At 63.8% G+C, this 25,797-nt stretch carries 27 protein-coding genes; 15 read left to right on the top strand and 12 right to left on the bottom strand.

Annotated features, from left to right (window positions below; all coding sequences use genetic code 11):
* Nucleotides 1-3 precede the first annotated feature (3 nt).
* The 8 genes from NKI41_RS22565 to NKI41_RS22530 all read left to right on the top strand — a co-directional run bounded on the left by NKI41_RS22565 (nucleotide 4) and on the right by NKI41_RS22530 (nucleotide 4,713).
* Nucleotides 4-846, top strand: a complete 843-nt coding sequence (locus NKI41_RS22565; RefSeq protein ID WP_352685264.1) for an ABC transporter permease — start codon at nucleotides 4-6, stop codon at nucleotides 844-846.
* Between the two features lie 58 nt (nucleotides 847-904).
* Nucleotides 905-1,903, top strand: a complete 999-nt coding sequence (locus tag NKI41_RS22560; RefSeq protein ID WP_352685263.1) for an ABC transporter substrate-binding protein — start codon at nucleotides 905-907, stop codon at nucleotides 1,901-1,903.
* Between the two features lie 37 nt (nucleotides 1,904-1,940).
* The gene (locus tag NKI41_RS22555; RefSeq protein WP_352472198.1) at nucleotides 1,941-2,702 is read left to right on the top strand and encodes an ABC transporter ATP-binding protein; all 762 of its coding nucleotides are present in this window, start codon (nucleotides 1,941-1,943) and stop codon (nucleotides 2,700-2,702) included.
* Nucleotides 2,703-2,790: 88 nt separating this feature from the next.
* Nucleotides 2,791-3,426, top strand: a complete 636-nt coding sequence (locus tag NKI41_RS22550) for a BA14K family protein (protein ID WP_352685262.1) — start codon at nucleotides 2,791-2,793, stop codon at nucleotides 3,424-3,426.
* Nucleotides 3,427-3,554: 128 nt separating this feature from the next.
* Nucleotides 3,555-3,890 carry a DUF2934 domain-containing protein gene (locus NKI41_RS22545; protein WP_352685261.1) on the top strand — a complete coding sequence of 112 codons (336 nt, stop codon included), beginning with the start codon at nucleotides 3,555-3,557 and terminating at the stop codon, nucleotides 3,888-3,890.
* Nucleotides 3,887-4,036, top strand: coding sequence for a hypothetical protein (locus tag NKI41_RS22540; RefSeq protein ID WP_023677295.1), 150 nt, complete (start codon nucleotides 3,887-3,889; stop codon nucleotides 4,034-4,036). The genes NKI41_RS22545 and NKI41_RS22540 overlap by 4 nt, the downstream gene beginning before the upstream one ends.
* A gap of 152 nt (nucleotides 4,037-4,188) precedes the next feature.
* Nucleotides 4,189-4,449: a hypothetical protein gene (locus tag NKI41_RS22535; protein WP_352621365.1), complete on the top strand. Its 261-nt coding sequence runs from the start codon at nucleotides 4,189-4,191 to the stop codon at nucleotides 4,447-4,449.
* Nucleotides 4,450-4,452: 3 nt separating this feature from the next.
* Nucleotides 4,453-4,713 carry a hypothetical protein gene (locus NKI41_RS22530; RefSeq protein ID WP_352685260.1) on the top strand — a complete coding sequence of 87 codons (261 nt, stop codon included), beginning with the start codon at nucleotides 4,453-4,455 and terminating at the stop codon, nucleotides 4,711-4,713.
* 9 nt (nucleotides 4,714-4,722) lie between these two features.
* Here the strand turns inward: NKI41_RS22530 and NKI41_RS22525 are convergent, their stop codons facing one another.
* From NKI41_RS22525 to NKI41_RS22495, 7 genes are all read right to left on the bottom strand, one after another.
* On the bottom strand, nucleotides 4,723-5,427 hold the full coding sequence (locus NKI41_RS22525) for an SOS response-associated peptidase (protein ID WP_352685259.1): 705 nt from the start codon (nucleotides 5,425-5,427) through the stop codon (nucleotides 4,723-4,725).
* A 113-nt stretch (nucleotides 5,428-5,540) separates the two neighbouring features.
* Nucleotides 5,541-5,759 carry a hypothetical protein gene (locus NKI41_RS22520; RefSeq protein ID WP_292659780.1) on the bottom strand — a complete coding sequence of 73 codons (219 nt, stop codon included), beginning with the start codon at nucleotides 5,757-5,759 and terminating at the stop codon, nucleotides 5,541-5,543.
* Between the two features lie 1,085 nt (nucleotides 5,760-6,844).
* Nucleotides 6,845-8,632 (bottom strand): ABC transporter ATP-binding protein, encoded by a 1,788-nt coding sequence (locus tag NKI41_RS22515; protein ID WP_502901232.1) that lies wholly within the window; start codon nucleotides 8,630-8,632, stop codon nucleotides 6,845-6,847.
* Nucleotides 8,633-8,641: 9 nt separating this feature from the next.
* Entirely contained in the window at nucleotides 8,642-9,670 is a 1,029-nt protein-coding gene (locus NKI41_RS22510; protein WP_502901231.1) for a glycosyltransferase family 2 protein, read from the bottom strand.
* Nucleotides 9,671-9,676: 6 nt separating this feature from the next.
* Nucleotides 9,677-10,783 carry a glycosyltransferase family 2 protein gene (locus NKI41_RS22505; RefSeq protein ID WP_352685258.1) on the bottom strand — a complete coding sequence of 369 codons (1,107 nt, stop codon included), beginning with the start codon at nucleotides 10,781-10,783 and terminating at the stop codon, nucleotides 9,677-9,679.
* Nucleotides 10,784-10,785: 2 nt separating this feature from the next.
* Entirely contained in the window at nucleotides 10,786-11,982 is a 1,197-nt protein-coding gene (locus NKI41_RS22500; RefSeq protein ID WP_352685257.1) for an acyltransferase family protein, read from the bottom strand.
* 434 nt (nucleotides 11,983-12,416) lie between these two features.
* A complete protein-coding gene (locus NKI41_RS22495) occupies nucleotides 12,417-13,823 on the bottom strand; it encodes an MFS transporter (RefSeq protein WP_352685256.1) in 1,407 nt (468 codons plus the stop codon).
* 201 nt (nucleotides 13,824-14,024) lie between these two features.
* Between NKI41_RS22495 and NKI41_RS22490 the strand changes: the two genes are divergently transcribed.
* Nucleotides 14,025-14,927, top strand: coding sequence for a sigma-70 family RNA polymerase sigma factor (locus NKI41_RS22490; protein ID WP_352685255.1), 903 nt, complete (start codon nucleotides 14,025-14,027; stop codon nucleotides 14,925-14,927).
* Nucleotides 14,928-15,024: 97 nt separating this feature from the next.
* On the opposite strand, the gene NKI41_RS22485 is transcribed toward NKI41_RS22490, so the two are convergent.
* Nucleotides 15,025-16,227 carry an MFS transporter gene (locus NKI41_RS22485; RefSeq protein ID WP_352501274.1) on the bottom strand — a complete coding sequence of 401 codons (1,203 nt, stop codon included), beginning with the start codon at nucleotides 16,225-16,227 and terminating at the stop codon, nucleotides 15,025-15,027.
* 216 nt (nucleotides 16,228-16,443) lie between these two features.
* Here NKI41_RS22485 and NKI41_RS22480 point away from each other — a divergent pair, with 216 nt between their 5' ends.
* Nucleotides 16,444-16,872 carry a VOC family protein gene (locus NKI41_RS22480; protein ID WP_352685254.1) on the top strand — a complete coding sequence of 143 codons (429 nt, stop codon included), beginning with the start codon at nucleotides 16,444-16,446 and terminating at the stop codon, nucleotides 16,870-16,872.
* Nucleotides 16,873-16,953: 81 nt separating this feature from the next.
* Here NKI41_RS22480 and NKI41_RS22475 read toward each other — a convergent pair whose 3' ends face one another.
* Nucleotides 16,954-17,847 carry a LysR family transcriptional regulator gene (locus tag NKI41_RS22475; RefSeq protein ID WP_352541215.1) on the bottom strand — a complete coding sequence of 298 codons (894 nt, stop codon included), beginning with the start codon at nucleotides 17,845-17,847 and terminating at the stop codon, nucleotides 16,954-16,956.
* A 97-nt stretch (nucleotides 17,848-17,944) separates the two neighbouring features.
* On the opposite strand from NKI41_RS22475, the gene NKI41_RS22470 reads away from it, so the two are divergent.
* Nucleotides 17,945-18,694, top strand: coding sequence for an SDR family NAD(P)-dependent oxidoreductase (locus NKI41_RS22470; protein ID WP_023677277.1), 750 nt, complete (start codon nucleotides 17,945-17,947; stop codon nucleotides 18,692-18,694).
* A 152-nt stretch (nucleotides 18,695-18,846) separates the two neighbouring features.
* Nucleotides 18,847-19,230, top strand: coding sequence for a YybH family protein (locus NKI41_RS22465; RefSeq protein WP_352685253.1), 384 nt, complete (start codon nucleotides 18,847-18,849; stop codon nucleotides 19,228-19,230).
* Nucleotides 19,231-19,299: 69 nt separating this feature from the next.
* On the opposite strand, the gene NKI41_RS22460 is transcribed toward NKI41_RS22465, so the two are convergent.
* On the bottom strand, nucleotides 19,300-19,761 hold the full coding sequence (locus NKI41_RS22460) for an Lrp/AsnC family transcriptional regulator (protein ID WP_023677275.1): 462 nt from the start codon (nucleotides 19,759-19,761) through the stop codon (nucleotides 19,300-19,302).
* A 155-nt stretch (nucleotides 19,762-19,916) separates the two neighbouring features.
* Here NKI41_RS22460 and NKI41_RS22455 point away from each other — a divergent pair, with 155 nt between their 5' ends.
* Complete coding sequence (locus NKI41_RS22455) at nucleotides 19,917-20,924, top strand: ornithine cyclodeaminase family protein (RefSeq protein ID WP_352685252.1); 1,008 nt, start codon at nucleotides 19,917-19,919, stop codon at nucleotides 20,922-20,924.
* Nucleotides 20,925-21,004: 80 nt separating this feature from the next.
* Here the strand turns inward: NKI41_RS22455 and NKI41_RS22450 are convergent, their stop codons facing one another.
* The gene (locus tag NKI41_RS22450) at nucleotides 21,005-21,937 is read right to left on the bottom strand and encodes a dimethylarginine dimethylaminohydrolase family protein (protein WP_352685251.1); all 933 of its coding nucleotides are present in this window, start codon (nucleotides 21,935-21,937) and stop codon (nucleotides 21,005-21,007) included.
* Between the two features lie 33 nt (nucleotides 21,938-21,970).
* A complete protein-coding gene (locus NKI41_RS22445) occupies nucleotides 21,971-23,563 on the bottom strand; it encodes a zinc-binding metallopeptidase family protein (RefSeq protein ID WP_352685284.1) in 1,593 nt (530 codons plus the stop codon).
* 75 nt (nucleotides 23,564-23,638) lie between these two features.
* On the opposite strand from NKI41_RS22445, the gene NKI41_RS22440 reads away from it, so the two are divergent.
* Together NKI41_RS22440 and NKI41_RS22435 are read left to right on the top strand one after the other, a co-directional pair.
* Nucleotides 23,639-24,526, top strand: coding sequence for a LysR substrate-binding domain-containing protein (locus tag NKI41_RS22440; RefSeq protein WP_023677271.1), 888 nt, complete (start codon nucleotides 23,639-23,641; stop codon nucleotides 24,524-24,526).
* Between the two features lie 123 nt (nucleotides 24,527-24,649).
* Nucleotides 24,650-25,744, top strand: coding sequence for an ABC transporter ATP-binding protein (locus NKI41_RS22435; protein WP_023677270.1), 1,095 nt, complete (start codon nucleotides 24,650-24,652; stop codon nucleotides 25,742-25,744).
* Nucleotides 25,745-25,797: the final 53 nt, after the last annotated feature.

Here is a 25,797-nt window from a genome sequence, read left to right as displayed (position 1 = left end):
ACCTTGCAGCACATCGAACAGGCCGCCAGCCTCGGCACGCCCGACAGCACGACAAGCCTCGGCACGGACTTCCTGCGCCTCGGTGGCCGGGCGGGCATCCGCTTCCTGTCGCGCTACGGCGTCCTCATCGCTTTCCTCGCAATCTGGCAAGTGTCGAGCAGCGCGGGCTGGGTCAACGCGGCCGTGCTGCCGCCGATCGACATGATTGTCGCGGCACTTTGGAAGGGGCTGGTCGGCGGCACTCTGCTCGGCGACATCGCCATCAGCCTGCAGCGCGCCGGTCTCGCTTTCGCGGCCGCCGTGCTGGTCGCCATCCCACTTGGCCTGTTCATGGGTCAGGTGCGCACGGTCGAAACCGCGCTCGATCCCATCCTGCAGGTTTTCCGCCAGACCTCGGCGCTGGCGCTCTATCCCGTATTTATCCTGCTGCTTGGGCTCGGCGAGGCCTCCAAGGTGTTCGTCATCTTCTGGGCGACGCTGTTCCCGTTGCTGCTCAACACCATCGGCGGCGTCAAGCAGGTCGATCCGAAACTGCTGGAGATGGCCCGCGTCTACGGTGCCAGGCAGCTCACCGTCTTCCGTCGCGTCGTGCTGCCCGGCGCCGTGCCGTCGATCTTCGTTGGGCTTAGGCTCAGCGCCACCACGGCGCTGCTGCTGTTGATCGCTTCCGAAATGATCGGCGCAAACAAGGGCATCGGCTTCCAGGTGATGAACGCGCAATACAATTTCCAGATCCCGCTGATGTTTGCGGCAATCGTCATCCTCGCCGGCCTCGGCCTGATTGCAAACCAGGCGCTGGTCAGCCTGCAGCGTCGGCTCTGCCGCTGGAGCAATGCCGTCGACTGACCACCCGCCCTTACCAATCTCAACCAGGCCAGAACTCAAATCAGGAAAGACCCGGACCATGAAAATCTCCCGCCGTTCCCTGCTTGCCGGCGCGCCCTTCGCCGCCGGCCTTCTCGCCGCGGGCCTGCCGCGCTTCGCCTTTGCCGAAGCGGAACCAGTGAAGTTCCGCTCCCTCGCCAGCCGTGGCAGCATCTCTCCGCATGAGCTGGCCGGCGAGCTCGGCTATTTCAAAGGCCTCGGTATCGAGGTCGAGAATGTCGGCTATTCCGGCGGCGGCCCGGAATCATTGTTAGCGCTGGCCTCCGGCAGCGTCGATATCGGCTCGGCTGCAACCGCAGCCGTGATCAACTCGATCTCCGGCGGCAACGACTTCGTCGCCGCCTATCCGAGCAACGGCATCAACAGCAAGGTGCGCAGCGTCTTCTACGTGCTGGACGACAGCCCGATCAAATCGATCGCCGACATCGCCGGCAAGACCATCGCCGTCAACACGCTCGGCGCCCATCTCGACTACACCGTGCGCGAGGCGCTGCACAGCGTCGGCCTGCCGCCGGATGCTGCCAATCTCGTCGTCGTGCCCGGACCGCAGCTCGAACAGACCTTGCGCTCCCGTCAGGTCGACATCGCGGCGCTCGGCTACTGGCAGGCGACGTTTGCCGGCGCCCTCGTGGACAACGGCGGCGTGCGTGGCGTGTTCAACGACACCGACGTGCTGGGCGAGCTGGCCGGCGGCTTCGTCGTGCTCAGGCGCGACTTCATCGCCGCGCATCCGGACGCCGCCCGCAACTTCGTCGAACAATCGGCGCGCGCCTCCGACTGGTCGCTGCAGAACCCCGACGAAGCGCGCAAGGTGCTCGCCACAATCCTCGACAAGCGCGGCGAAAACGGCGAACTGGCGCGTTACTGGACCGGCTTCGGCCTGCGCCAGGGGGCCAAGGCGACGGACCGCGACATCGACTTCTGGGTCAGCGTGCTCGAGCGCGACGGCCGCCTGCCAAAGGGCAAGCTGAAGGCAACAGACATCCTCTACCGGCCGGGCGAAACCAAGACCAACTGACAAAGGCAACCGACCAACCAGTTGGGAGACGCGCGCGATGAGCAGCACAAGCGGCGGTCAGGTCAGCATACGCGACCTGTCCAAATCGTTCAGCATCAGTGGGCGCTCGCTCGCTGTTCTGAGGACCCTCAACCTCGACATCCGCTCGGGCGAATGCCTTGTCATCGTCGGCGCCAGCGGATCGGGCAAGACCACGCTGCTGCGCATCCTTGCCGGGCTGGAGGCCGCCGACAGCGGCGGCGTCGCCATCGACGGCAAGCCGGTGCACGGCGTCGGTGCCGAACGTGCGGTGATCTTCCAGGAACCGCGCCTACTGCCCTGGTTGACCGTGCTCGGCAATGTCGCCTTCGGTCTCGAAGTGCGCGGCGTGCCAAAGGCCGAGGCCGAGGAACGGGCGCGCTTCTATATCGCGCTCGTCGGCCTCGCCGAATTCAGCGATGCCTTTCCCCGGCAGCTGTCGGGCGGCATGGCGCAGCGCGTCGGCATCGCCCGCGCCTTGACCGTGCAGCCCGAAATCCTGCTGCTCGACGAGCCGCTGGGCGCGCTCGATGCGATGACCAAGATCGGCATGCAGGAGGAACTGGCGCGCATCTGGAGCGAGGAGAACGTCACCATGGTGATGGTGACGCACGACCTCGAGGAAGCAATCTACCTCGCCGACCGGGTGCTGATCCTGCCCAAGGAGAAAGGCGGCGCGGCGCGGCTGATCGACATCGACCTGCCCCGCCCGCGCGAGCGCAGCGAAAGCCGCTTCGTGCGCTACCGCGAGGAATTGCTGCGCGAATTCGGCCTGCACTGAAAGCCGCCTAAGACCCCTGCCCCGCTCTTTCCTGGAACCGGATTCCCCGCCCCCGCATTTCCTTAACCGGGAGGCGAAGGAGCGCGGCATGAAAGCCTTGTTCGCAATCTTTGGCGGCTTCGTGCTGACGCTCGCCGTATTCGCCAGCGGTCTCGCCTTCGCCACCTGGCTTCTAATAGCCAAGCCGGTACGGCCGGCCGCCCCGGCCTCCAGCGTCGCCGAACTGTGGGCCAAGGATCCGCGACCGGTGAACCCAGCCTCGCAGCGCCTCGAGCGCCTCCCGGCCCGCCCGGTCCCCGTTCGCACCTCGGAAGTTGATCGCACCGCGAAACCCGCCGACACCGCAGCAGCTTCGACACCCGACACCACCGGCTCCATCAAGCCGGTGGTGGAAGAGCAGCAGACGCTACCCGCCGCCCATGTCGAATGGTGCGCCAGCCGCTATCGCTCCTACCGGCCAGACGACAACCGCTACACGTCCTACAGCGGACAACAGCGCCCCTGCATCTCGCCCTATTTCGACACCGGCGCCGCCGATGACGGCAGCTATTTCGAGGCGAGCGATACGTCGTCGGTGGAGGGCTACCCGCCATCGGATGAACCCGGCTCCGCCGAGCTCTCATTCGACCACGTGCAATACTGCTTCAGCCGCTACCGGTCATATCGACCGGAGGACAACAGCTATCAGCCGTATTCGGGCGGGCCGCGCAGGCAGTGCGAGTAGGCAGGCCGTGGGGTGGCTGGCGGCCGCAGTGCATAGCGCCTTGTGCGACCCCACCCAACGATCACGCAGATTTCTTGGATCATTCGGGTTGGCGCGGCGTTCATCCGATACCCAAAGGAGAAATCAACATGGGCGACGACCGGGAAGACAAGATTCGTGAGCGCGCATACCAGATCTGGGAACGCGAAGGCGGGATCCATGGCGATCCCGAGCGGCACTGGCACCGGGCCGAGGCCGAGATCGACAGGGAGGCAGCCCTGCCATTGACGGCAGGCGATGCCCTGCCGGAAACCCGCGAGGTCGCGAGCTCCGACGTTTTGACGGTGGAGGCCCTGGCGGTGCGAACCGGCATATCGGGCGAACAGGCGCAGGAGCTGATCGACAGGCTGGGAAACGACAGGGCGGCTATCGAACAAGCCGCGCGCAACCTTAAGGGGAAGCAGCGGCTCGGGAGTGACAGATGATCAGAAAACTCAAAGACGGAAAATACCGCCTCTATTCGCGCAAGAAGGACGAAAAGACCGGCAAGCGCCGCAATCTCGGCACCTTCGATACCCGCGAGGCCGCCGAAAAGCACGAACGTGAGGTGCAGTATTTCAAGAGGCATTGAGGCGGCGTGCTGTCGCTTCGATGCCTCCATTAGTTTCTGTTGAGATTGAACAAAACGGGAACAAAAATGTCAAGAGCGAATTGACTCTGCGAGGAATGCCTTCCTATTTGTCAGCAGGCGGGGCGGTTGCTCACAAATCGAGGAGAGCCGCGATGGGCAGACGAAAAAGCCGGTTCGACAGGCTGTCGGCGAGGGATGCGGAGGCGATCATCAGGGACACTTTGAGCCTGCGCAAGACGGTGCTGTCGTCGCAACTGCATCTGAAGGCGCATGGCGAGCTGTTCTGGCAGCTTTGCGGGCTTGTCGAGAAATTGCACGAGGTGCTGGCCAGCGTCGCGGAGAAGGAGCCCGATTACCGGATGGCGGAGCTTGGCCTGCTTCCGCTGCCCGAGGATTACTCGACCCGGAAATGAGCCATGGCCGGGCCGATGGACAGCGTTGGGCGTGCCGCCAAGGCCAACATGCTGCTCATCGTGGAGTGCGGCCATTGCTACCATGTCGGACGCTTCAGGGCGAATGACGTGGCCCAGGTGGTGGGCTGGGGCAAGCCGCTGGAAGCGATCAGGTTCAGGTGCAAACGATGCACCCGCAAGGACACGACGGTGAAGACGCAGTTCATCGACCAGGACCATCCACCCAAGGGCTACATCTGGGTGCTGCAGAAATTCAAGCGCTAAAACCAAGCGCTAAAACAATGAGCCTTGCGCCGGCGCCTGCTGCGGAAACTTGATCTGTGTCGCCGGTTTTTCGACGATCACCAGCGCGTCATCGGGCGCCGTGCGCTGCAGGTGCCTTGCCTCCGACCATGGCGCCGTCAGCCAGGTCTCGGTTTCTTCCGGCGTGGTCAGGATCACCGGCATCGCCTTTTCGTGGATTGGCGCGATCAGCGCGTTGGGCTGGGTCGTCATGAAGCCATAGACCTGGTGATCGGCAGGGCTGTCCTTGACCTTGCGAAGGCCATGCCAGCGCGTCCACAGGCCGGCAAAGAAGAACAGCGGGCGGTCCCCGCCGAGTGCAAACCAGTAGTTGCGCTGGATGCCGGTCTCGGGGTCCTTGTCGCCGGGCGTCGGGCTGGGCTCGGCGAAGCTGGTGACAGGCACCACGCAGCGGTTCTCGATGCCGAGATATTGCTGCCAGTGGCCGTATTGCGGATTGCGGATATTAGTGGTGCCGTAGTCGGCCTTGCCCTTGACCCGCTCCAGTGGCGTCGGCATGCCCCACAGCAGATTGGCCAATTCGCGTTCGCCGTCCGGCGCGTTGCGCACCACCGGGCCGGGCTGGTTGGGATAGATGTCGATGGAGGGTTCGAGATTGCCGAGGATGTCGCGCAAGGCGCGGGTCCACTGGCGGATGGCCTCCTGGCTGGTCGTGATGTTGTAGAGATTGCACATTTTCAGGCCGTTCCCGGATGCTCAGGCATCTTGTTGGAAACGGCCTGGAATTTCCAGCGCTGTCCGTTGGGTTGCTGACACGGCAGACCGTGTCAGCAATGGCTTTGTGAGACCTACCGCGCCGATTGTCTCATAGCTTGTGCGGCTACCGCCGCGAGAAAAGCCCTCGCCGCGGCATCGCAGGCCGCTCGAGACGGGCCTTTGGCGAAAAGAAGAAGCTCGGCGGCTCGAATGTTGAGCCCGTGCTTCCTTGCGAATGTGGCTAGATCATAAGGCTTGTTGTCGTAAGGTTCGTCGTCGTAGTCGATCGTCAGATCGTAGTTTTCTTTCATTTTCTTCCTCCCTTTAGCGATCTCCCCCCTCCTGTCGCTAACGCAAAATTAACGTCGATGGCGGCGGGCGAGTCCACCAATCAGAGATTGTGTAAAAAACGTACGAGCTCGCATGCTCGCCCTCGCAACGGGCCTGCGAGCAATCGCCGCCGACCGGACCGGTCGAAAGAGCCGATTATGATGGCAATGTTGGAAAGGCTGCCACAGCCTGGTGCTACGGGTGTCCGCGACGCCTAGCGTGCCTAAATAGCCGGCATTTTCATCTTCCAGGCCCCGGTCCGCAGCCGGCCTCGTTGGGTCCGGCTAAAGGATAAGTCCGGCTAATAACACCGTAAGGAGCAGCGACAGCGGAACGGCCGCAAGACACCAGATCTCCAACGTGTTGTTTTGCAGCGGGTCCATCATCAGCCTCACTTTTTGGTTTGTCATTGTGACACTAACGGTTGGTCGGAGGTAGCGGTTCCAAGCGACGCCGTTCATAGAGCGCTGCCTGTGCTGCATATTAGCAACAGCTTGACGACCGCTGAGCCGGTACCGCTTGGACAACTTCACTGGCGCCGGTGGATGCGTATTCCGCAGGACTGCAAGCGCCCCTCGGCATCAGTCGTGCGGGGATCGATCGCCGCCCATGATCAGCGCCGAGCCGGTCATGCCCCGGAACCCAATGGCTGCATCTATCTCCGGCCGAAGTTTCGCTACCACCGAGCCGATCCGATGTTCACTCCAGCCAGCGATGCGCGTTTACAGGGACCTAAGTCTGACCTGCCTGCGCAATGGTCTTGTGTACGGCCGGCATCGGGAACAACTGCGCCCGTCTTCAGTTGATGGCGTCACCTCCTCGAGGAGACATCGGCGCAGAATCAGTCCCTTCATGCGCTGATTAGGGTCCGCCTGCCATTGCTGGATTTGGCAGGCGGACCCTTGGTTCTGTACGCTCCAGATGAAAAGCGGGTAAGCTCGGGATCACTCATCATCCCAGAAACCCCGTAGAGACGTATGGCGGAGGTCTTCCTTGCCCCTGAGATGCTTGACCTGGCTTGACATCCGAGACGACCTCCCAGCGCGCGCACGCAGCGGGGTCGCCCTCAGCCTTCCAGCGCCTCGTGCTGGTAAAGCTCGTCCATGCTGAGCGTCGCAAGCGCGGCGAACGGCGCCTGCTTTTTCACACGGCCGTGGCTCAGGATCACGACGTCGTCGCAGAACGAGATGGTGCTGCGATGATGGCTGATGACGATGGTAGTGCGGCGGCCGGCCCGCGACTTGAGCGTCTCGACGATTGCCGCTTCCGACAGGCCGTCCACCGCATTGGTGGCTTCGTCCAGGATCAGGATATCGGGATCGCGCACCAGCGCTCTGGCCAGCGCGATCCGCTGTCGCTGTCCCGCCGAGAGATTGACGCCGCGGTAGCCGACGACCGTCCAGTAACCCTGCGGCAGTTGCTCGATGAAGCCATGCGCTTCGGCCAGTTTTGCCGCGCGCTCGGCGTCATCGGCCGAGGCCGCGTCCTGGCCGTAGATGATGTTGTCGAAAATCGTGCCGTCGACCAGCTCCAGCTCCTGGCTGGCAAGCGCGATGTGCTTTCGCCACTGGCCGGGGTCTATGCGGTCCAGCGGCGATCCATCGACGAGGATCCTGCCGCTATCCGGTTCGACGAAGCGGCACAAAAGGTTGACGATCGTCGTCTTGCCGGCGCCCGACCGGCCGATCAGCGCGGTCGAGCGGCCGCTACGGATATCGAAACTCGCCGCATGCAGCACCACCGCGCGCTGCTCCGAGCCGGAATAGGTAAAGGTGACGTCCTCGAACTTGATGCCTTGGCTGAGCCCGGGGAACGCTGCGCTGCCTTGCGGCGGCGCTGGCTTGTCGGATGGGTCCAGCATCCACGTCACCTCTTCCAGCGATCCGCTGAGGCCCTGCAGCTGGCTCCAGGCCATTTGCAACGATCGCATGTAGGGCTGCAGCCGGTAGAGCAGGATGACGAAGGCGACGATCAACGGGAAGCTGACATTGGCGAACCAGGCGCCGATCACCACCGCCAGGAACAGCATGGCGTGCAGAACCTCGGTCAGCGGCGGCAACGCTCCCTGGCGGGTTAAAAGCACGAAGGCCGCCCGGCGCACCGCGTCGGATGCCTGGTCGAAAGCCGCTTTCTCGCGTTGCTCCTGGCCAAAAATGCGGATCAGCCGCCCGGCATGCACCAGATGCAGCATCTGCGATGCGAGCTGGCTGTTGCGGGAGGCGACGCTGCGGCTCGGCGCCTTCAGATTGGCCGACAGCACGGCGTGCGCGACCTGGACCAGCGCCAGGCCCAGCGTCACCAGCAGCGTCATCTGCCACGACAGGAGCAGCAGGAAGGTCAGGAGGATGATTGCGGCCGACGCGTTGACGATTGCCCCCAGCATGATCTGGATGGCATCCGAGGCCCGCCAGGATTCGTTGGAGATGATGTTGAGCAGCCGTCCGGGGCTTTGCTGCAGGAAAAATGGATAGCCTACCCGCAGCAGCCGCTCCGACAGCGCGCTGCGGATCGAATGGCTTGCCTTGCCATAGATAAAGGTGGTCAGCAGCGTGTTGGCAAAGGCGAACAGGTTCTTCAGCACGATCGAGCCGAGAATCGCGACGGATATGACGATCAGGCGGTCGCGCTCGCTCAAACTCGATCCGACATGCTGGAAGACGGCGGAAAAGCCGGCCATGCCGGTCTGCCCCTCCTGCCCCATGATTATGTTCAGCAACGGGATGATCAGGCCGATGCCGAAGCCTTCAAGCGCGGCACTGAGCAGCCCGAGCACCACCACGGCCGGAAGCAGGCGCAACTGTTTTTGCCGGAGCGCGCGGCGCAGCATCGGCAGGCTGGGCGGCATCAGTCGCATGATGGCGGATCACCTTGCCTCGGCATTTGCCTGTTGCTCCTGTCGCATTTCCGTCGTCGCGGGGGATTTCGCCAGCAAAAGCACCGCGAACTTGGCCGCGCCCAGCAAGTTCATGCCGATGATCGGCCAGTGCGACAGCTTGAGTTCACGGTCGAACAGCGGGCCTTTCCCCAGTTCGCGCAAGGCCGCCCTCATCGACCAGTAGAAATGCCGAAGCAGCCACGGCGCGTGGCGGATATGCTTCAGGCAAAGCCCGCCATTGCCCATGCTGTAGTCGCGATGCAGCTTTTCGATGGCCTTGCGGTCGCGCCGGCCGTGATGGTGATAGATGGTCATGTCGGGCACGTATTCGACCGGAATCCCAAGCAGCACCGCCCGCACCAGATAGTCCGTATCCTCCGCCGATCGCAGCGGGCCGCCGGCGCCGAACCGTTCGTCGAACCGCCCGATACGGGCGGCGACATCGCGATGCATCGTCATGTTGCAGCCAAGCACGAAGCCGCCGGGATGGACATCCTGCGTAAGCCGCGCGCGCACCGGCGACCGCTTGATAGTGAACGGCAGGTCGCGGGGGTCGCCGATCTCGACGCGGCCGCCGCGGATGACCCGTTCGCCGGCCGCATAGTGCCGCTGCAGATCGCGCAAATAATCCTTGTGGACCGCGCAATCATCGTCGACGAAGACCAGCACGCGGCCCCGCGCCCGCTCCAGCCCGGCGTTGCGCGCGGCCGCTAATCCGGGTCGCGGCTCGCAAATGGCGGTGAACGGGATGTCCGACAGTTCGGCGATGCTGGCCAGCCGTTTGGCCGTGCTGTCGGTCGAGCCGTTGTCGACAACCACCAGCTCGGCGGCAAAGTCGGCATGGGCACGACACGCGGCCTGGATCGAGCTGATGCAGGGCTCGAGTACGGCGACACGGTCGCGTGTGCAGACAATGAAGCTGACCGCCAGCGCCGGTCCTTGCTGCGGCCGCGGCGACATGGCCGCCGGCACCGTCGAGCGGCCGCGCTGCTGGAGCTGGTGCGATTTGACGAACATGCGTTGCTAGCTCAACTGGTTCGAAGGCAAAACCGCCGCGGCCGGCACGGACTGCAGATACCGCGACAGGGCATCCACCTGCCTGGTGACCGACATCGAGGCGAGACTGAAGCGCGGCGCGAAGGCACCGGTCCGAAACACGTACTGCTCGCGCCGCCGGATGAGGTTCCATTTCGCCGTCCGCGTCAGGAATTCGTGCATCAGCAGCGGCTGCCTTTCCCCCGATATCAGCTGGTAGAGGAAATAGAACAGGTTCAGCGTGCCGGCCTGGTAGCTCGGCCTCGTCTCGGCCGGCAGTGCCGAAATCCTTTCTTCCAGCGCAAGGATCCATTCGGCGGCACGGCGACCCGTGTCCATCGACAGGACCTCACCGATGTCGCGCAGGCCTTGCGTCTCTTGTGCGAGCCCTTCGCGCTCGAGGTTCTCGGCGACGATCTTCAAATGGGTCCTGCGCATTTCGCGCTTGTGCCTGTTGGTCACGCTGTCGTCATGGATACGATAGGCGATCAGGCTTTCGGGGATCATGGCCGCCGGGTAGCGGTCGGTCAGCCGCCTGAACAGGTCGAAATCCTCGGCATGCTTGTAGCTTTCGTCATAAAATAGAACGCTCTCTTCGATGACCTTCCTGTTGTAGACGACCGTGGAATGCATGAAGATCGTGAAGAACATCGACAGTATTCGCAGGATATTGTCCTGGAATATCGGATCGGGCGAACCCCTGACGATGCGGTTGCCGAGCAAGGTATCGAAACCCGCGCCGCATAGAGCCAGGTCAGGCTGCTGGTTGAACAGCGCGACCTGCCGCGACAGGCGCTGGGGATAGGCGATGTCGTCGGCGTCCATCCTGGCGACCAGATCGCCGCGCGCCACGGCCAGGCCTTCGTTCAAAGTTGCGATCAGGCCACGGTTTTCGCGTGAGATGATCGAGATGCGATTGTCGGCCTGGCGGTATTTCTGCAGGATCTGCAGCGAGTTGTCGGTCGAGCCGTCATCGATGGCGATGACCTCCAGACGCTCGTAATCCTGGCGCAGGACGCTGCCCAGCGCAGCGGCGAGATAAGGTCCGGCATTGTAGATCGGCAGCAGAACGGAAACCAAGGGAGCAGCAGCCATGATCAGCTCCGATCGGTTCGGTGCAGCTTGCGCGGCAAGGGTGACGTGCCACCATCAAGCGGCCTGCCCGGATATGCTCCCGCCGCGAGCCATCCGGCATTGCCCACGTCCATGCCTGCCGGGATGGCGCCGCGGCCTTTTCCAGCAACATAGGGGAAGTGGCGCTTGAGGCTGTTGAGCGGCTTCTCGAAAAGCAGACACGAGACCGAAGCCAGCATGAGCGTTGCCGTTCCCGCCACCAGAAACCGCCCGGGCCCTTGCTCCGAGACGTTGAGCGGGATCCACGGCTGCGACTTGACGACCAGAGCCAGCACTATGGGATGGTAGAGATAGACGCCGTAGCTGATGCGGCCCAGACCAAGCAGCGGCGGCAGTTCGAGAAGTTTTCCGACGCGACCGCCAATGCCCGTCGAACAGCTTGCAACGATGACCACCAGAGGGGCGACAGGCAGGATCTGCAACAGCAGCCAGAGGCCCCATTCCTGCACCGGATTTGCCGGCGCCGGCGCAAACCACTGCAGAACGAAAAACGCCGCGGCGAGCCCCGGCCAGCCAGCTCGAAGCCATTGCGGCAAGCCGGCTGTTCTTGACCGGTAGGCGGCGAGCAGCGCGCCTGACGCCAGTGCATCCATCGACGCCGGCGGCAGCAGGTCGCGCGCCAAACCAGGCGTTCCAGCGATCGGCCAATAAAACCGATAGGCCAGCGACAGCACGATAACGCCGATGCAGATCGCTTCGAGGCGCTGGCGCGGCGCCAGCAGGACGATCAGCGGCCAGGCGATATAGAACTGCTCCTCGATGCTCAGGCTCCAGAAATGGCAGAGCAGCCAGGGCGTCCATTCATTCTGCGCCGCGTACCAGAAATTCGACAGATAGAACGCATGCCAGGCCAGCGATCCTCTGGACTGCTCCAGGTCCACCAGCCAGACGAAACCCAGCACGGCGAAATAGGGCGGGAATATCCGCAGCGCCCGCCTGATATAGAAGGATTTCAGCGCCGGTCCGGTTTCGAATTCGGCGGTCGAGCGGGCTTCGAGCAGCAGGCGGGTGATCAGAAAGCCGCTCAGCACGAAGAACAGACGCACGCCGATATGGCCCCAGAACGAGGACCCTCCAGCCGCGAAGAAATGGGAATACAGCACCATCGTCACGGCGATGGCCCTCAGCGCGTCCAATTGGGTGTCGCGCGCATTTCCCATTAGTGACGTACGCCGGCGGGACGGCGAAACTGCCAATCGGTCAATATAGCGGCTTCGTTCACGGCGCATTCCAATCGGAAGCGCCCCCCTTGCGCAGAATAGGACCACCATTGTGCAACGCAACACAAAAAGTTGACACATTTGAAACAGGAACGTGAGGCACGGCTAATAAAAGCCAAAAAAACAGCAGGAACCAGCCCGAATTGTCCATTTTTGACGATTTTCTCGCACTCCCTTTGGCCCGCCGATATCGGCGGCAGGGTGCTGCGATGCAGCATGTTCGCCGCCATCACGGGCGCGCAAGATCTGGGTCTGGACACAGATGCCCCCCACAGGACCGGCCGGCAACCGACGCTCGGCGACCTTTTTGCTGCGCTGGCGCGGCTGCTGTTAACGCGACAACAGTGGAGCAAGCGCAAGCTTCCCCCTCCGAGTTACGCCTCCTTGCTGGCATTCGCGAGCACCACTGCGCGACGCTCCGGGAGCCCCAATCCGACGAGCGCGCCGGCGAGCGAGAGCAGAGCGGAGACGTCGATTGCCGAGGTGAAGCCATCGCTGAACGCGTCGGTGGACGAGAAGCTTCCAGTGCCGGCGAACACCGCGCCGGCGATCGCGATCCCGGATACGCCACCGAGGAAGCGGAATGTGTTGAACGTGCCGGCAGCCTTGCCGACCTCCGGCCGGGCGACCGCATTGAGAACCGCGTTCTGCGCTGCAGGCATGGCCATCGACACGCCGGCACCGGTAATGATCAGCGGGGCGACTAGCTGGACGTAGGGCAGATCAGGTGCGGCGATCTGAGCCAGCCAAGCCATTCCAGCCGCTTGCAGGATCAGTCCGGCCACGACAAGCCAGCGCTCGCCAACGCGGTTGATCAGGCTGCCGGAGATCGGTGCGACCACGAAAAGCGTCGCGGTCCAAGGCAGCAATCCCATGCCGGCGCCGAACGGGTCACGGCTCTGGGCAAACTGCAGAAACTGCGGCAACAGGAACACGAGCCCGTACATGGCGGCGCAAAGCAGGAAGTTCGCGCCGACCCCCGAGGAGAATGCGCGCGCCCGAAAGAACCGCAAAGGCAGCATGGGCTCACGGGTACGCAGCTGCCAAAGGACGAACGCGATGGCGAAAAGCAGCCCGGCCGTCAGCGCCGTCAGCACTTCAGAGCTGCTCCAGCCCACGATGTTGCCGCGCATCAGGCCCCAGACCACTCCGAATGCCGCCGCAGTTACCAGCACGACGCCGAGGACATCGATAGCCGTGCCCGGCCCGTGACTCTCCGGAATCCGACGCATCACCAGCGGGATGAGAACGATACCGACCGGGACATTGAGCCAGAAGATCCAGTGCCAGGAGAGCCCTTCGGAAATCGCACCGCCCGCCATCGGGCCGATGATCAGGGCCAGGCCGGTGATGCTGCTGAAGATACCCAGCGCCTTGCCTCGCTCCTCCGGGGGAAAAGCGACGCTCAGCAGCGCCATGGCCAGCGGCATGACCATTGCGGCACCTGCGCCCTGGACCGCACGGGCCGCAATCAGCAATCCGGCATTGCCAGCGAGCGCGCAGGCAACCGACGCTGCGACGAACAGCGCCAACCCGGCAACGAGCGTACGGCGGCGGCCGAACCGGTCACCGAGCGCAGCCCCGGTCATGAGCAGGACGGCAAAACTCAAATTATAGGCGTTCATCGTCCATTGCAGCGTCTCCAGCGAGGCATCGAGCTCGACCCGCATCGTGCTCAATGCCGTCGCCACAACCATCGCATCGAGAACGACCATCAAGGAGCCTATCGACGTGAGGGCGAGAACCCAGACCTTCGTTGATCCCGCACTTTGCTTGCTCATGACTATGGCGCCTCCGGCTTGAACAAAGGGCCCGCCAGGTTACGGGCCCGTGATCCAGAGACGCGTAGGAACCATCAAAGGATTCCAGCAAGAGAAAGTTTTTTCGACCGAATCCTTTTGCCATCGTCGAGCGTCTATAAGACGCTGCGCCTGATGACGGGCGCCTGCCTGGGAGATACGCATGAAATTGATCCTTGTGCGATGACCGGATCCGCAACCGGCACCCCAGAAGGACGGGAGCCATTTGATCGGCTGCTCGGCGAATTGCGGCCGAAACTGCACCGCTATTGTGCCCGCATGACCGGTTCGGTGATCGATGCCGAGGATGTCGTCCAGGAAGCTACGGTCAAGGCCCTTGAGGCGTTCCCCGGGACCGGGCCGATAGCCAATGTCGAGGGCTGGCTGTTTCGCATCGCGCACAATGCAGCGCTCGACCACCTGCGCCGTCGCGCCAGGGTGGATGCCGCGCATGCCGTCGAGGATATCGACACGATACCTGACCCCGGCATATCGGCCGAGGGTCGGCACACTGCAGCCGCAAGCCTGCAGACCTTCATGCGCCTGCCCGCGGCGCAGCGCAGCAGCGTCATCCTCATGGATGTGCTCGGCTATACGATCGAAGAGATCGGCAACATTATCGACAGCAGCGTTCCGGCGGTGAAAGCCGCACTGCATCGCGGCCGTTTGCGCCTGCGCGAAGTCTCCGGCGAGCCTGACGATCGGCCTGTGCCGGTGTTGGCCGAGCCCGAGCGGGCGCGTCTGGCAGCCTACGTGGAGCGGTTCAACGCCCGCGACTTCGATGCGATCCGCGACATGCTGGCCGAGGACGTCCGGCTTGACCTCGTCAACCGGCTCCGGGCGAGTGGCCGCACGAAAGTGGGCCGGTACTTCCATAATTACGCGGGTATCCACGATTGGCGGCTGCTTCCAGGCCTGGTGGATCGGCACCCAGCCATTCTTGTGATTGATCCGGACGACTCGGCCGGAGGGCTAAAATACTTTATCCTGCTGGAATGGGCCGGCGACAGATTGGCGAGAATTCGCGATTTCCGCTATGCGCGCTACACGCTTGATGGCGCCGAGGTGATGCCTCTGCGGGCATAGCAATTCGCGTTTCATAATACCGAACAAACACTGCCAGCCATTTTTGGATCGCGGCCGCTTGCCATCCAAGCGGCCGCCCTTTTCCACCGATCCTGCTTTAAGCCGGTTGCAACTCCCTGCGCGGCAGCGGCGGGAAGGCGATCGCAATCGCCATCGCGCCAAGCCCGACAAGGGCCGAGCCGATGAACAGCCAGGAATAGCTGGCATAGGCATCGAACACCATGCCGCCGGCGAGCGGGCCGAAAGCCATGCCGAGGCTGGACAGCATGGTTACTGCACCGAACACCGTGCCGAGGATGCGCTGGCCGAAATATTCCCGCGCCAGCACCGCATAGAGCGGCATGACGCCGCCATAGGTGGCGCCGAAGATGACGGCGAGCGTGTAGAATTGACCAAGCTCGCTGACCGCCAGATAGGCGGCTATAACCACGGCCTGTATGGCCAGCCCGGTAATCAGCACCGGCTTGACGCCCAGCCGATCGGCAAGCACGCCGTAAAGCAGCCGGCCACCCAGCCCTGCCAGGCCCTCGATGCTGTAGATACTGACCGCCGCCATCGGCGCTATGCCGCACAGCATCGCATAGCTCACCATGTGGAAGATCGGCCCGGAATGCGCCGCGCAGCAGGCAAAGAAGGTCAGTCCCAACACGATGAATTGCGGCGAGCGCAGCGCCTGCGGAACCGTCATGCCGGCACCCTCGGCGACAACGCTTGGGGCAGCGCCGTCGGCAGCGGGCTTGGGCGGCTGGCGCACCAGAAGCGCGGCCGGCAGTAGCAGCACCCACGCGGTTATGCCGATGTCGAACATTGCGGTGCGCCAGTCGTAGGCCGAAATCAGCCAGCGGGCGAAGGGCGAGATGGTCATTGGCGCCACGCCCATGCCGGCCGAGACCAGCGAGACGGCGAGGCTGCGGTTCGTGTCGAACCAGGCGGAGGTGAGCGCGATCATCGGCGCGAAGAAGGCGCTTGCCGCGAGGCCGACGAGCACGCCGTAGGCCAACTGGAAAACGAGCAGCGAACCGGTGCGGCTGGCCAGGACCAGCGCCAGGCCAAGCAGCACGGCGCCGGTCATCACGACGATGCGGGCGCCGAAGCGGTCGTAAATGGCGCCCCAGGCGAAGCCGCCGAGGCCCATTACCAGGAAGTTCAGCGTCATCGCACTCGATATGCCGGCGCGCGACCATTGTGTGTCAAGCGCCATCGGTTCGAGAAAGATCGCCAGCGAGAACATCGCCCCGAGGGCGACACAGGTCATCAGCGCGCCAGCCGCGACGATAACCCAACGATAGGGAAGGCTCATTTCACTTTTCTCCCATGCCGGAAGCGTTGATACGGCACGACCTTTTCGAGCTTCGCCGAGCCGCTTGCGTCCGAAGGACGTTGGACATGTCATGAATCCGACAATCCGGTTGCATTTTTTATCCAGTCGGCGCGATGGCGCCATTCCACGGCTTTCTGGATTGACCGCGCACCATTCGAAGCTAGATTTCCAACCGGCGATCAGGAGCTGTCAAGCATGGCAAATCAGGAACTTCATCGCGGGCGTCTCATCGACCACCTCCATCTGGTGGTCAGGGATCTCAAGGCCAGCCGTCGTTTCTACGAGGCGGTTCTCAACGTGCTCGGCATACCGATCGGTGGCGCCGGCAATGATTATTTCTGGGCCGACGAGCTGTTCATCTCCAGCCCCGACAGCCCGGCGGCCCTGGGAAAGCTGACCGGCCGCCACCACCTGGCCTTCCAGGCAAAGGACCGCGCGATGGTCGATGCCTTCTACAGGGCCGGGCTTGAGGCCGGCGGCACCGACAATGGTGCGCCGGGCGAGCGATCCTACCATCCCGGCTATTACGCCGCCTTCCTGCTCGACCCCGACGGCAACAACATCGAGGCCGTCCACCACGGCGCGGCCAACCGCAGCGCCGATTCAGTGAAGATCACGTTCTAGCTTCGGGTAAGGGTGGTTCGCACCGGCCGGCACGGTTGGTCTCTGCCAAAAGCTGGGTGCTTGCGTCAGACCGCGTCTGCCCTATCGCGTCAGTGCCGCCATTTGGCCCACCAGGAAGTCGACGAACAGCCGCGCCCGGACCGGTAGCTGCCGCCCGTAGGCATGGACGATGTGCACCGGCATGGTCCGCATCGCCACCTCGGGCAGCATGCGGACCAGGCGGCCCGTGTCGAGATCGTCCTGCACCGCAAACTGCATGAGATGCGCGATGCCGGCACCGGCAAGTGCTGCATTGCGGATGGCGCCGCCGTCGTCGGTGTCTAACCGGCCATCCGGCACGATCATCGTACCGTCGGCAAACGTGACCGGATAAGGCCGGCCGGCCATCTGGTGGCGGACGAAATCATGATTCTGTAGGTCCTCGACCGATGCCGGGCGGCCGCGCCGCTCGACATAGGCCGGTGAGGCCACCAGCACGATCGGCAGATTGGCGATCTTGCGGGCAACCAGCCCCGTGTCCGACAGCGCCCCCATGCGCACGGCAACATCATAGCCTTCGCGGATCAGATCGGCGTGACGGTCGGTGACGCTGAGCTCGACCTTCACTTCGCCATGCTGCGCAAGGAACGCTTGCGCCCATGCCGCGATCAGGCCGCGACCGAGTTCGACCGGCGCTGTAACGCGCAGCAGGCCGCGCGCCGTATCGGCCATCTGGACGATGTCTTCGGCATCGTCCAGCGCCCTTAGCAGTGGCGCCACGCGCTCGTAATAGGCGAGGCCTTCGCTGGTGAGCCCGAGCCGACGCGTCGAGCGCTGGATCAGCCTGACGCCGAGCCGGCGCTCGAGCCGCGCCACGCTTTTCGACACCGCCGACGGGCTGGAGCCGACCAGCCGGCTGGCGGCATGGAAAGAGCCGGCATCGACGGTTCGGACGAAGGCGACGAGACCGGCGGTCTTTTCGAGGATGGTGGTCATTCCGGAATTCCAGGAACGAAAGAACGGATTGTGGGCACCATAATACGCGTTTCGATCATGATTAAATACCGCTCATCGTCAACAAAGGAGAGATTTGATGAGCAAGCTGAACGGCAAGGTCGCCATCGTCACCGGCGCCTCCAAGGGTATCGGCGCCGCCATCGCCAAGAGTCTTGCCACGGCCGGCGCCGCAGTGGTCGTCAACTACGCCTCGTCACGGGAAGGCGCCGACCGCGTCGTCGCCGAGATCGAGGACCGTGGCGGCCGCGCCGTCGCCGTCCAGGGCGACGTGTCGCAAGCGGCTGATGTGCGCCGCCTGTTCGAGGCGGCGAAATTGGAGTTTGGCGGGCTCGACATACTGGTCAACAATGCCGGAGTCTTCGCATTCGAGCCGCTGGAAGCGGTTACCGAGGCCGAGTTTCACCGCGAGTTCGACACCAATGTGTTGGGCATCATTCTGACCACGCAAGCAGCAGTGAACCATTTTGGCGCGGGCGGCGGCAGCATCATCAACATAAGCTCGGTCGCCAGCCGCAATCCGCAACCGAACTCGCTCGTCTACGCCGCGACCAAAGGTGCGGTGGACACGATCACGCTGTCGATGTCGCGGGAGCTCGGCGCACGCAACATCCGCGTCAACGCCATCGCGCCCGGCGGCATCGATACCGAGGGCCTCGCGCGCATCGGCATCGTCGGCAGCGAATTCGAGAAGCAGATTATAGCCATGACGCCGCTCGGTCGCTTCGGCCTGCCCGACGACGTCGCCCGCGTCGCGGTGTTCCTCGCCTCCGACGAAGCGTCCTGGCTGACCGGCGAGCGCATCACCGCCTCCGGTGGCTGGCGATAGGCATGGAGGGCGCGAACCTGCCGGCTCGCTGACCGTGCTACCCGCGGCGCGACGCACTGCAATCGATGACGAGAGCGATCTAAGCCCTATGTAGCAGCGAGGAAGGAGCGCCGTGCGCCATCGATGACGGCGAGATGCCAGGGAGGTAACGGATGACGGGCGACGAAAAAGCAATCCGAAAGCTGGTCGAGACGTGGATGGATGCGAGCAAGCGTGGAGACATCGCGACCGTCCTCAGCTTAATGACGGACGACGCGATCTTCATGGTTCCCGGCCGGGAACCCTTCGACAAGGAGATCTTCGCGGCAGCCGCGCGGGAGACGGCCGGCGTTCATATCGACGGCACGAGCGATATCGTGGAACTACAACTTCTCGGCAATTGGGCCTTCATCCGCAGCCGCATCAATATGACCGCGACTCCGCCGGACGGGAAGCCGGTCCATCGATCGGGATTTGCGCTGACGCTCCTGCGCAAGGAGGCGGATGGTGAGTGGCGGCTCGCGCGCGACGCAAACCTGCTGACCCAGCAAGGCTAGAGCCGGTCTCCGGCATCTCTGCACCTGGGCGAAGATGCGATGCAGGTCGCTCTGATCCTCCTCCACTGATCACACCGGCAAGAGGGCGTTCGGCTTGACATCGGCGATGGAGGCGAACGTGTGCGTTTCGCGCACGCCGGGCAGCGGCAGGATGACCCGCTGCAGGAAATCCTGGAACACCGCCATATCGGCGATCCGCGCCTTGACCAGATAATCGAAACCGCCAACCACCATATGGCACTCCAGAACCTCCGGAGCTTTCGCCACGGCTTCGGCGAAGCGGTCAAAGACATGAGGCGCCGTGTGGTCAAGCCGGACCTCGATGAACACCAGCGTTCCCCGGCCGACCTTGCGCGGATCGAGCATGGCCCTGACCGCGGTGATGAACCCGTCGCGGAACAGGCGCTTAACCCGCTGGCTGGTTCCGGTCGGAGACAGCCCGACACGCCCGGCAAGATCAAGCGTCGTCCGGCGTCCGTCTTCCTGGAGCAACCGGAGCAGGCTGCGGTCTATCTGGTCGAGGTCGCTCATTTCACAATCCACGCTATCTAAGGGATTTGCGTGTTGATTTCACGCAGAGACACCGAAATCAACGTATTTCACAACATAAAACCTCGCAATAGCCTGCGCTTCCCTCACCGCTGAAAGCAAACGTGGTGAGCCGATTTCGAACACAGGAGTGCAGGATGACCAAGGAAGCGTTCAGCCCAGCCGGCAAGAGTGCGGCAGAAATCAGCAAGGGAGCGACCGAGATCCTGGTGCTGAGCGAAACCGACGTGATGGAATGCATCGACCTCAGTCAGCTTCTCGATGTTCTGGAAGACGGCTTCAAGGCGCTGTCACAAGGCAAGGTCGTCAATCCACCCCGACCACAGCTCGACGTCCCCGGGGCCGGCTACAGCCTCGCCATGCCGGCCTGGATGGAGGGCATGAACCTGACCGTCAAGATCGTCAACGTCTTCGAAGGCAACCTGGCCAAGAACCTGCCCAGCCACCTCGCCACCATCACCCTGTTTGATCCGCTGTCCGGCCTGCCGGTCTGTATCATGGACGGCACCTTCATAACCGCGGTGCGGACCTCCGGCTCCGCCGTGCTGTCGGTGCGCACGCTTGCCCGCAGGGACGCCAGGATAGCGACCGTGGTCGGCGCCGGCGTGCAGGCCAACCAGCACCTGCATCTGTTGCTCTTGGTGCGCGACTTTGCCGAAATCCGTGTCGCTTCGAAGAGCTTCGACGATGCGGCAGCGCTTGCCCGGCTGCATCCGTCGGTGGTGGCGGTCGCCGATCTCGAGACGGCAGTGCGCAGTTCCGACGTGGTGTGCCTGGCGACCCACTCCTACCAGCCGGTGATCGACGCAGGCTGGGTCCAGCCGGGCACGCATGTCTCCTCGGTCGGGGTGGCGCCGCCCGGCGGTGAAATGCCGATCGAGCTCATCGGCAGATCCAGTCTTTTTGTCGAAACCAAGGATGCATTCAAACCGACCCCGGTCGGATCTTGCGAGCTTGCCGGCTTCGACCCGGATTTCGGCACCGAGCTTGGCGCCATGCTGCTCGACCGCGCGCCGGGCCGCGTTTCGGATCAACAGATCACCACCTACAAGGCGATGGGCATTGCGATGGAAGACATGGTCGCTGCCGACCTCGTCTATCGTTGCGCCCGGCGTCTGCACAAGGGAAAGCTCATCGTGCTGTAGGCGCGTGCCGCGAGCCAGGCGGGATCGACGGTGCTGACAATGGCGCTTTCGCGCAAGCGGCCGGGCTAAAGGCCGGCCCCTCAGGCCGGCTCGCGCTTCAGCGCCTGCGCCATGCAGTGAATGCCGCCGCCGGTCTTCGAGATCTCGCTCATGTCGATGGCCGCCACCTCGAAGCCGCGCGCCTTGAGCTGGCCGATCAGCGTCTGGCTCGAGGTCGGGGCGATCACCCTGTCCTTGCCCAGCGACATGAAGTTGCAGCCGAGCGCCATAGTATCCTGGAACGGCACGTCGATGATCTCGTGGCCCTTGCCCTTCAGCCAGTCGACGATGCCCGGCTCTGTACAGGCAAGGCAGACGGCGGTCAGCTTTTCGGCGATCGGCACCACCATCAGGTCGATATGGACGTAATACTCGTCGATGAAGGCGATGCGGGTCTCCCAGCCCTCCTTGTCGAACCAGGCCTGGACCTGGCGCGCGCCCTCCTCCTGCGTGCGGGCGCCACCGCAGCCGATCAGCACGACGCCGTCCTCGATGACGTTGAAGTCGCCGCCCTCGAACGTGCCGGCGGTGACCATGTCATAGATCGGGATGCCGAGCTTCTCATAGGTGCGGATCGCCGCGTAGTTCTCGCCACGCCGCCACCATTGCGACATGGCGGTGATGATGGCGCCGTACGGCGTCATGACGCTGGAATCGCGCGAGTAGACCTGCATCGGCAGTTCCGGCGTCGGCTCGTTCCAGTGGATATTGACACCGAAATGCTCATAGGCGGCGACCAGGTCCTTGTGCTGCGCCTGCGCGATCTGGACGTTGCATGGCGCTTCGCGCAGATGCTTGCGCGACAGCGAGCTGGTCGAGAGATGGCGCAGGAAATTCGGCGAGCCGAGCAGCACGTCGGTCAGCACGTCTGTCTCGTTGGCGAAGCCCCAGGCGGTCAGCGGCTTGGTTCCGCCGGCCGGGTTGCGGTGCTGCAGCGAAAACGCCTCGGCGACGATGCGGTCATGGACGGTCATGGGGTTTCTCCTCGTGAAGGGCGGCTTGGTTGATCATGCGGCTTGGTTGCCTGGTATCCACCAATCCCGTCCGCGCGGGGTGGTGATGTATTCCGGCCAGCGAAATCTGATTGGCGGATCGTAGTCGCAGAGCGGCGCGATCCAGTTCGAGCCGCCGATGCCGCCGCCGGTGCGGGCGACGAATTCATCCATCGCCGCGTTGCGCGCGGCATCGTCTTCCAACAGGCGAAGTGCTGCCAGCGCGACCGTCTTTGCGGCGCAGATGACCATTGGGTCGATGGTGGCAGAAATGCCGCCCAGCGCATTCATCGCCCAGGACGGAAACGCGTGGCCGTTCTCGGATCGCAGCGCCGGCCGGGCGACGTAGAACCGCGCCGTCGGCGTCTGCCACGACATGTCGGTGTAGTCGTCGGAGGTCGAATTGAGCTGCGACGGCGGCAAGTCGCGGCGCAGGATCGCTTCTGCATCCTGCGGCGTGATCAGCTGCTCCAGTTCGTCGATGAATGGTTCCTCGGTCGCCTCGCCGCCGGCATTGACCTGGATTTCGCGGGCGATCGCCTTGGCCGTCTTGTCCCAGCACGGCGGCCCGACCGCCGCCAGCGCGTCGAAGGCAATGCCGGCCATTGCGTGGTTGGCAAGCCCCGGCCGCGACTTCGACACCCAGTGCCGCTCATGGCGGCAGCCGCTCATCCTGGCTGCGGCTTCCGCATTGCGGTCGAGCACGGCGGTGACCTGCTCGGCCATCGCAAGCGTCGGCACGCGGATCATGTACTGGATCTCGGCCAGCCCGGCCGGCAGATTGTCGGCGGTCGCCTGGCCCGCCGTCAGGATCGCCTCGCTGATCGACCAGCCACCCTGGTGCGGCAGCATGGAATCGCGCAGCGCCTTGGAGGCCATGTACATCATCATGAGCGCGTCGTTGGCGCCGGGCGCCCTGACTGCCGAATGCGCCTGCGGGATGGGTGCTGCGCCGCCTGCCGCCCTCGCCCAATGTTCCGGCTCGTCGCACACAAAGCGGTAGATCATCGCATAGGCCGCACCGCAATGCGTATCCCAGCGCGCGGTATTGCAGAGCGGCAGCATATAAAAAGGATGGAAGGAGACCATGCCCGCCAGCCCATCGTAATAGCCCTTCGCGGCATGGATCGGCTTCGACCCGCGCACCTTCTCCGCCGGCTCGCCGGTGAAGCGCAGCGTGCCAGATATGCCGTGGCGCTGCATCGCCGCCTTGGTCGCCAGCAGCCCGCCGAGGCTGGCAATGCCGAGGCCGGAATGCGGATCGGTGTGGCCGCCAGCCTGTTCGCCGAGGCCCGGGCGCGGTCGCTTCACCGTCGCAGCATCCTGGCAATTGCCGGGCACTGCATCATACTCGGCATACAGCCCGATGGTCGGCCCCGCGCCATTGGTCCAGTGGGCGCAGAAGGCGGTCGGCATGCCGCCAGAACCTTCCTCGACGGAAAAGCCTTCGTGCTTCAGATGCTCGACATACCAGGCGGCCGACTGGTATTCGCGCCAGGCGGTCTCGCCGAAGTCGAAGATTGTCCGCGTCCACGCCGACAGCGACGGCTGGATGTCGTCCAGACAGGCAAGTGCGGTCGCTTGCGCGGAGGTCACCGGTTTCTCCATGGTGGAAAGAAAGCAGTGAAGCGCTCCGCCAAAAAGTGATATGTTTTCCCGGCTCATGCAAATTCGGTTCACCTCTTGAGAATTCCCTCGACGCAGGCGCTGCGCGCCCTCGACAGTTTTGCCCGCCACGGCAGCGTCTGGCGCGCCGCCGACGAACTGCATCTGACCCGCAGCGCAGTCAGCCATCAGCTTCGCCTGCTCGAACGCGATCTCGGCTTCGACCTGCTCGAGCGCATTGGCAAGGGCGTGGCGCTGACGCCGCGCGGCCAGCGCTATGCCAGCGACGTGCGCAAGGCGCTGACGGTGCTGGGCGACGCGGTGACACGCCATGCCGGCACCGGCATCGGCGGCTCGTTCAGCGTCAGTTGTACGCCGGGTTTCGCCTCGCTGTTCCTGTGCACCCATATCGGCGAGTTCCGGCAGATGTACCCCGATGTCGCGCTGCGCATCCTGACGCCGCGCCGTCTCGACGACGTGAGCAATGCCGAGGCCGATGCCTTCATCGCCTTCGGCGTCGGCAATTGGCCGAACCGCGCGGTCGAGCTGTTGTGCGGGATCTCCTTTACGCCGCTGTGCAGCCCGACGCTGCTCAACAAGATCGGCGGCTTCTCCAAGCCGGCCGACGTGCTGCGCGCCAATCTCCTGCATCTCGGCGATACCGAGGACTGGGCGCGCTGGCTGGCGCTGTCCAAGGTCGAGAACCCCGACCCGGAAGGCGGCATCTTCTTTTCCGACATGAACCTGGTCTTTTCGGCGGCGATCGCCGGCCAGGGCATCGCCATGGGCGACGAGCTGACCAGCGGCCGGGCACTGAGCGAAGGCCGGCTGGTCCGCCCCTTCGACATAGCGATCAATTCACCGCGCTCGTATTTTCTGGTTTCCGAGCACGCCAAGGCGGCGCATCCGGTGCTGGAGGCGTTTGGGCGGTGGCTGCGGTCGAAGCTGTCGGAGAACCAGCGTTAATCTCCCCCTCGAGGGGGAGATTGGCGCATAGATGAATCAAATTTGCCGATCAGGCGAAAACTATTCGGTTGCGGTGAGCCGCCGCCCTGCCTACGATTTCGGCTACGCTAAGGAAAGGGCAGGATGCAGCAACCCGGCCGGGCCGCAGAGATCAAGGCAATCGGGATCGGCAAGAGCTTCGGCTCGTTCCGTGCGCTGGACGATCTGACGCTCGATATCGGCCGTGGCGAGTTCCTCACCCTGCTCGGCCCCTCCGGTTCCGGCAAGACCACCTTCCTGATGATCCTTGCCGGCTTCATTCAGCCGACCGACGGTCGCCTTTACAGCGACGGCGTCGACATCACCGAGCGGCCGGCCGAGCAGCGTGCCGCCGGCATGGTGTTCCAGGGCTATGCGCTGTTCCCGCATATGAGCGTCGAGGCCAACATCGCCTTTCCGCTCAAGGTGCGAAAGAAACCGGCGGCCGAGATCAAACGCCGCGTCGGCGAAATGATCGAGCGCGTCGGGCTCAAGGGCCACGAAAAGAAACTGCCGTCGCAATTGTCCGGTGGCCAGCAGCAGCGGGTCGCACTGGCGCGGGCGCTGGTGTTCGAGCCGGGCGTACTTTTGCTCGATGAGCCGTTTTCAGCACTCGACAAGGGCCTGCGCGGCCAGATGCAGGCCGAGATGAAGCGGTTGCACCAGGAGACCGGCACCACCTTCGTCTTCGTCACCCATGACCAGAGCGAGGCGCTAGCGTTGTCATCTCGCGTCGCCATCTTCAACCACGGCAAATTGCTGCAGGTCGGCGCGCCGGACGAGGTCTACGACCGGCCGGACAACCGCTTCGTCGCCGAGTTCCTGGGCGAAATCAACATGCTGCCGCTGAAGGGCGTACGCCCGGCCAACAATGGCTCGACGGGCCTCTGCGAAGACCGCGCGATCAGCATGCGCTGCAAGGCCGAGAAGGTCCGGGGCGACGCCATCCTGGCGATCCGGCCCGAATACATGTCGATCGCCCGCGAAGCCGCGACAGGCGAGAACGGCATTGCCGCGACTGCCGTCGCCTCGACCTATCTCGGCGCTGCGACGCGGCTCGATCTGACGACGCGGCAAGGCGCCAAGGTGACGATCTCTGTGCCGAACGAGGTCGCCGCTTCCGCGCTCAGCAAGGGCAATTCCGTCTGGCTGACCTGGCCAGCGGAGAAAGGCTTCCTCCTTCCGAACGGAGGACAATGACGATCGGCGCGGCGAATTCGCCAAGCTGACTTTCAGGAAATATCAATGACAAA

The sequence above is a fragment of the Mesorhizobium sp. M0601 genome (genome assembly GCF_040320845.1).
Taxonomy (GTDB): domain Bacteria; phylum Pseudomonadota; class Alphaproteobacteria; order Rhizobiales; family Rhizobiaceae; genus Mesorhizobium.
The sequence above is the reverse complement of the archived record's forward strand: the minus strand, read 5'-3'. Positions and strand labels throughout refer to the sequence as shown.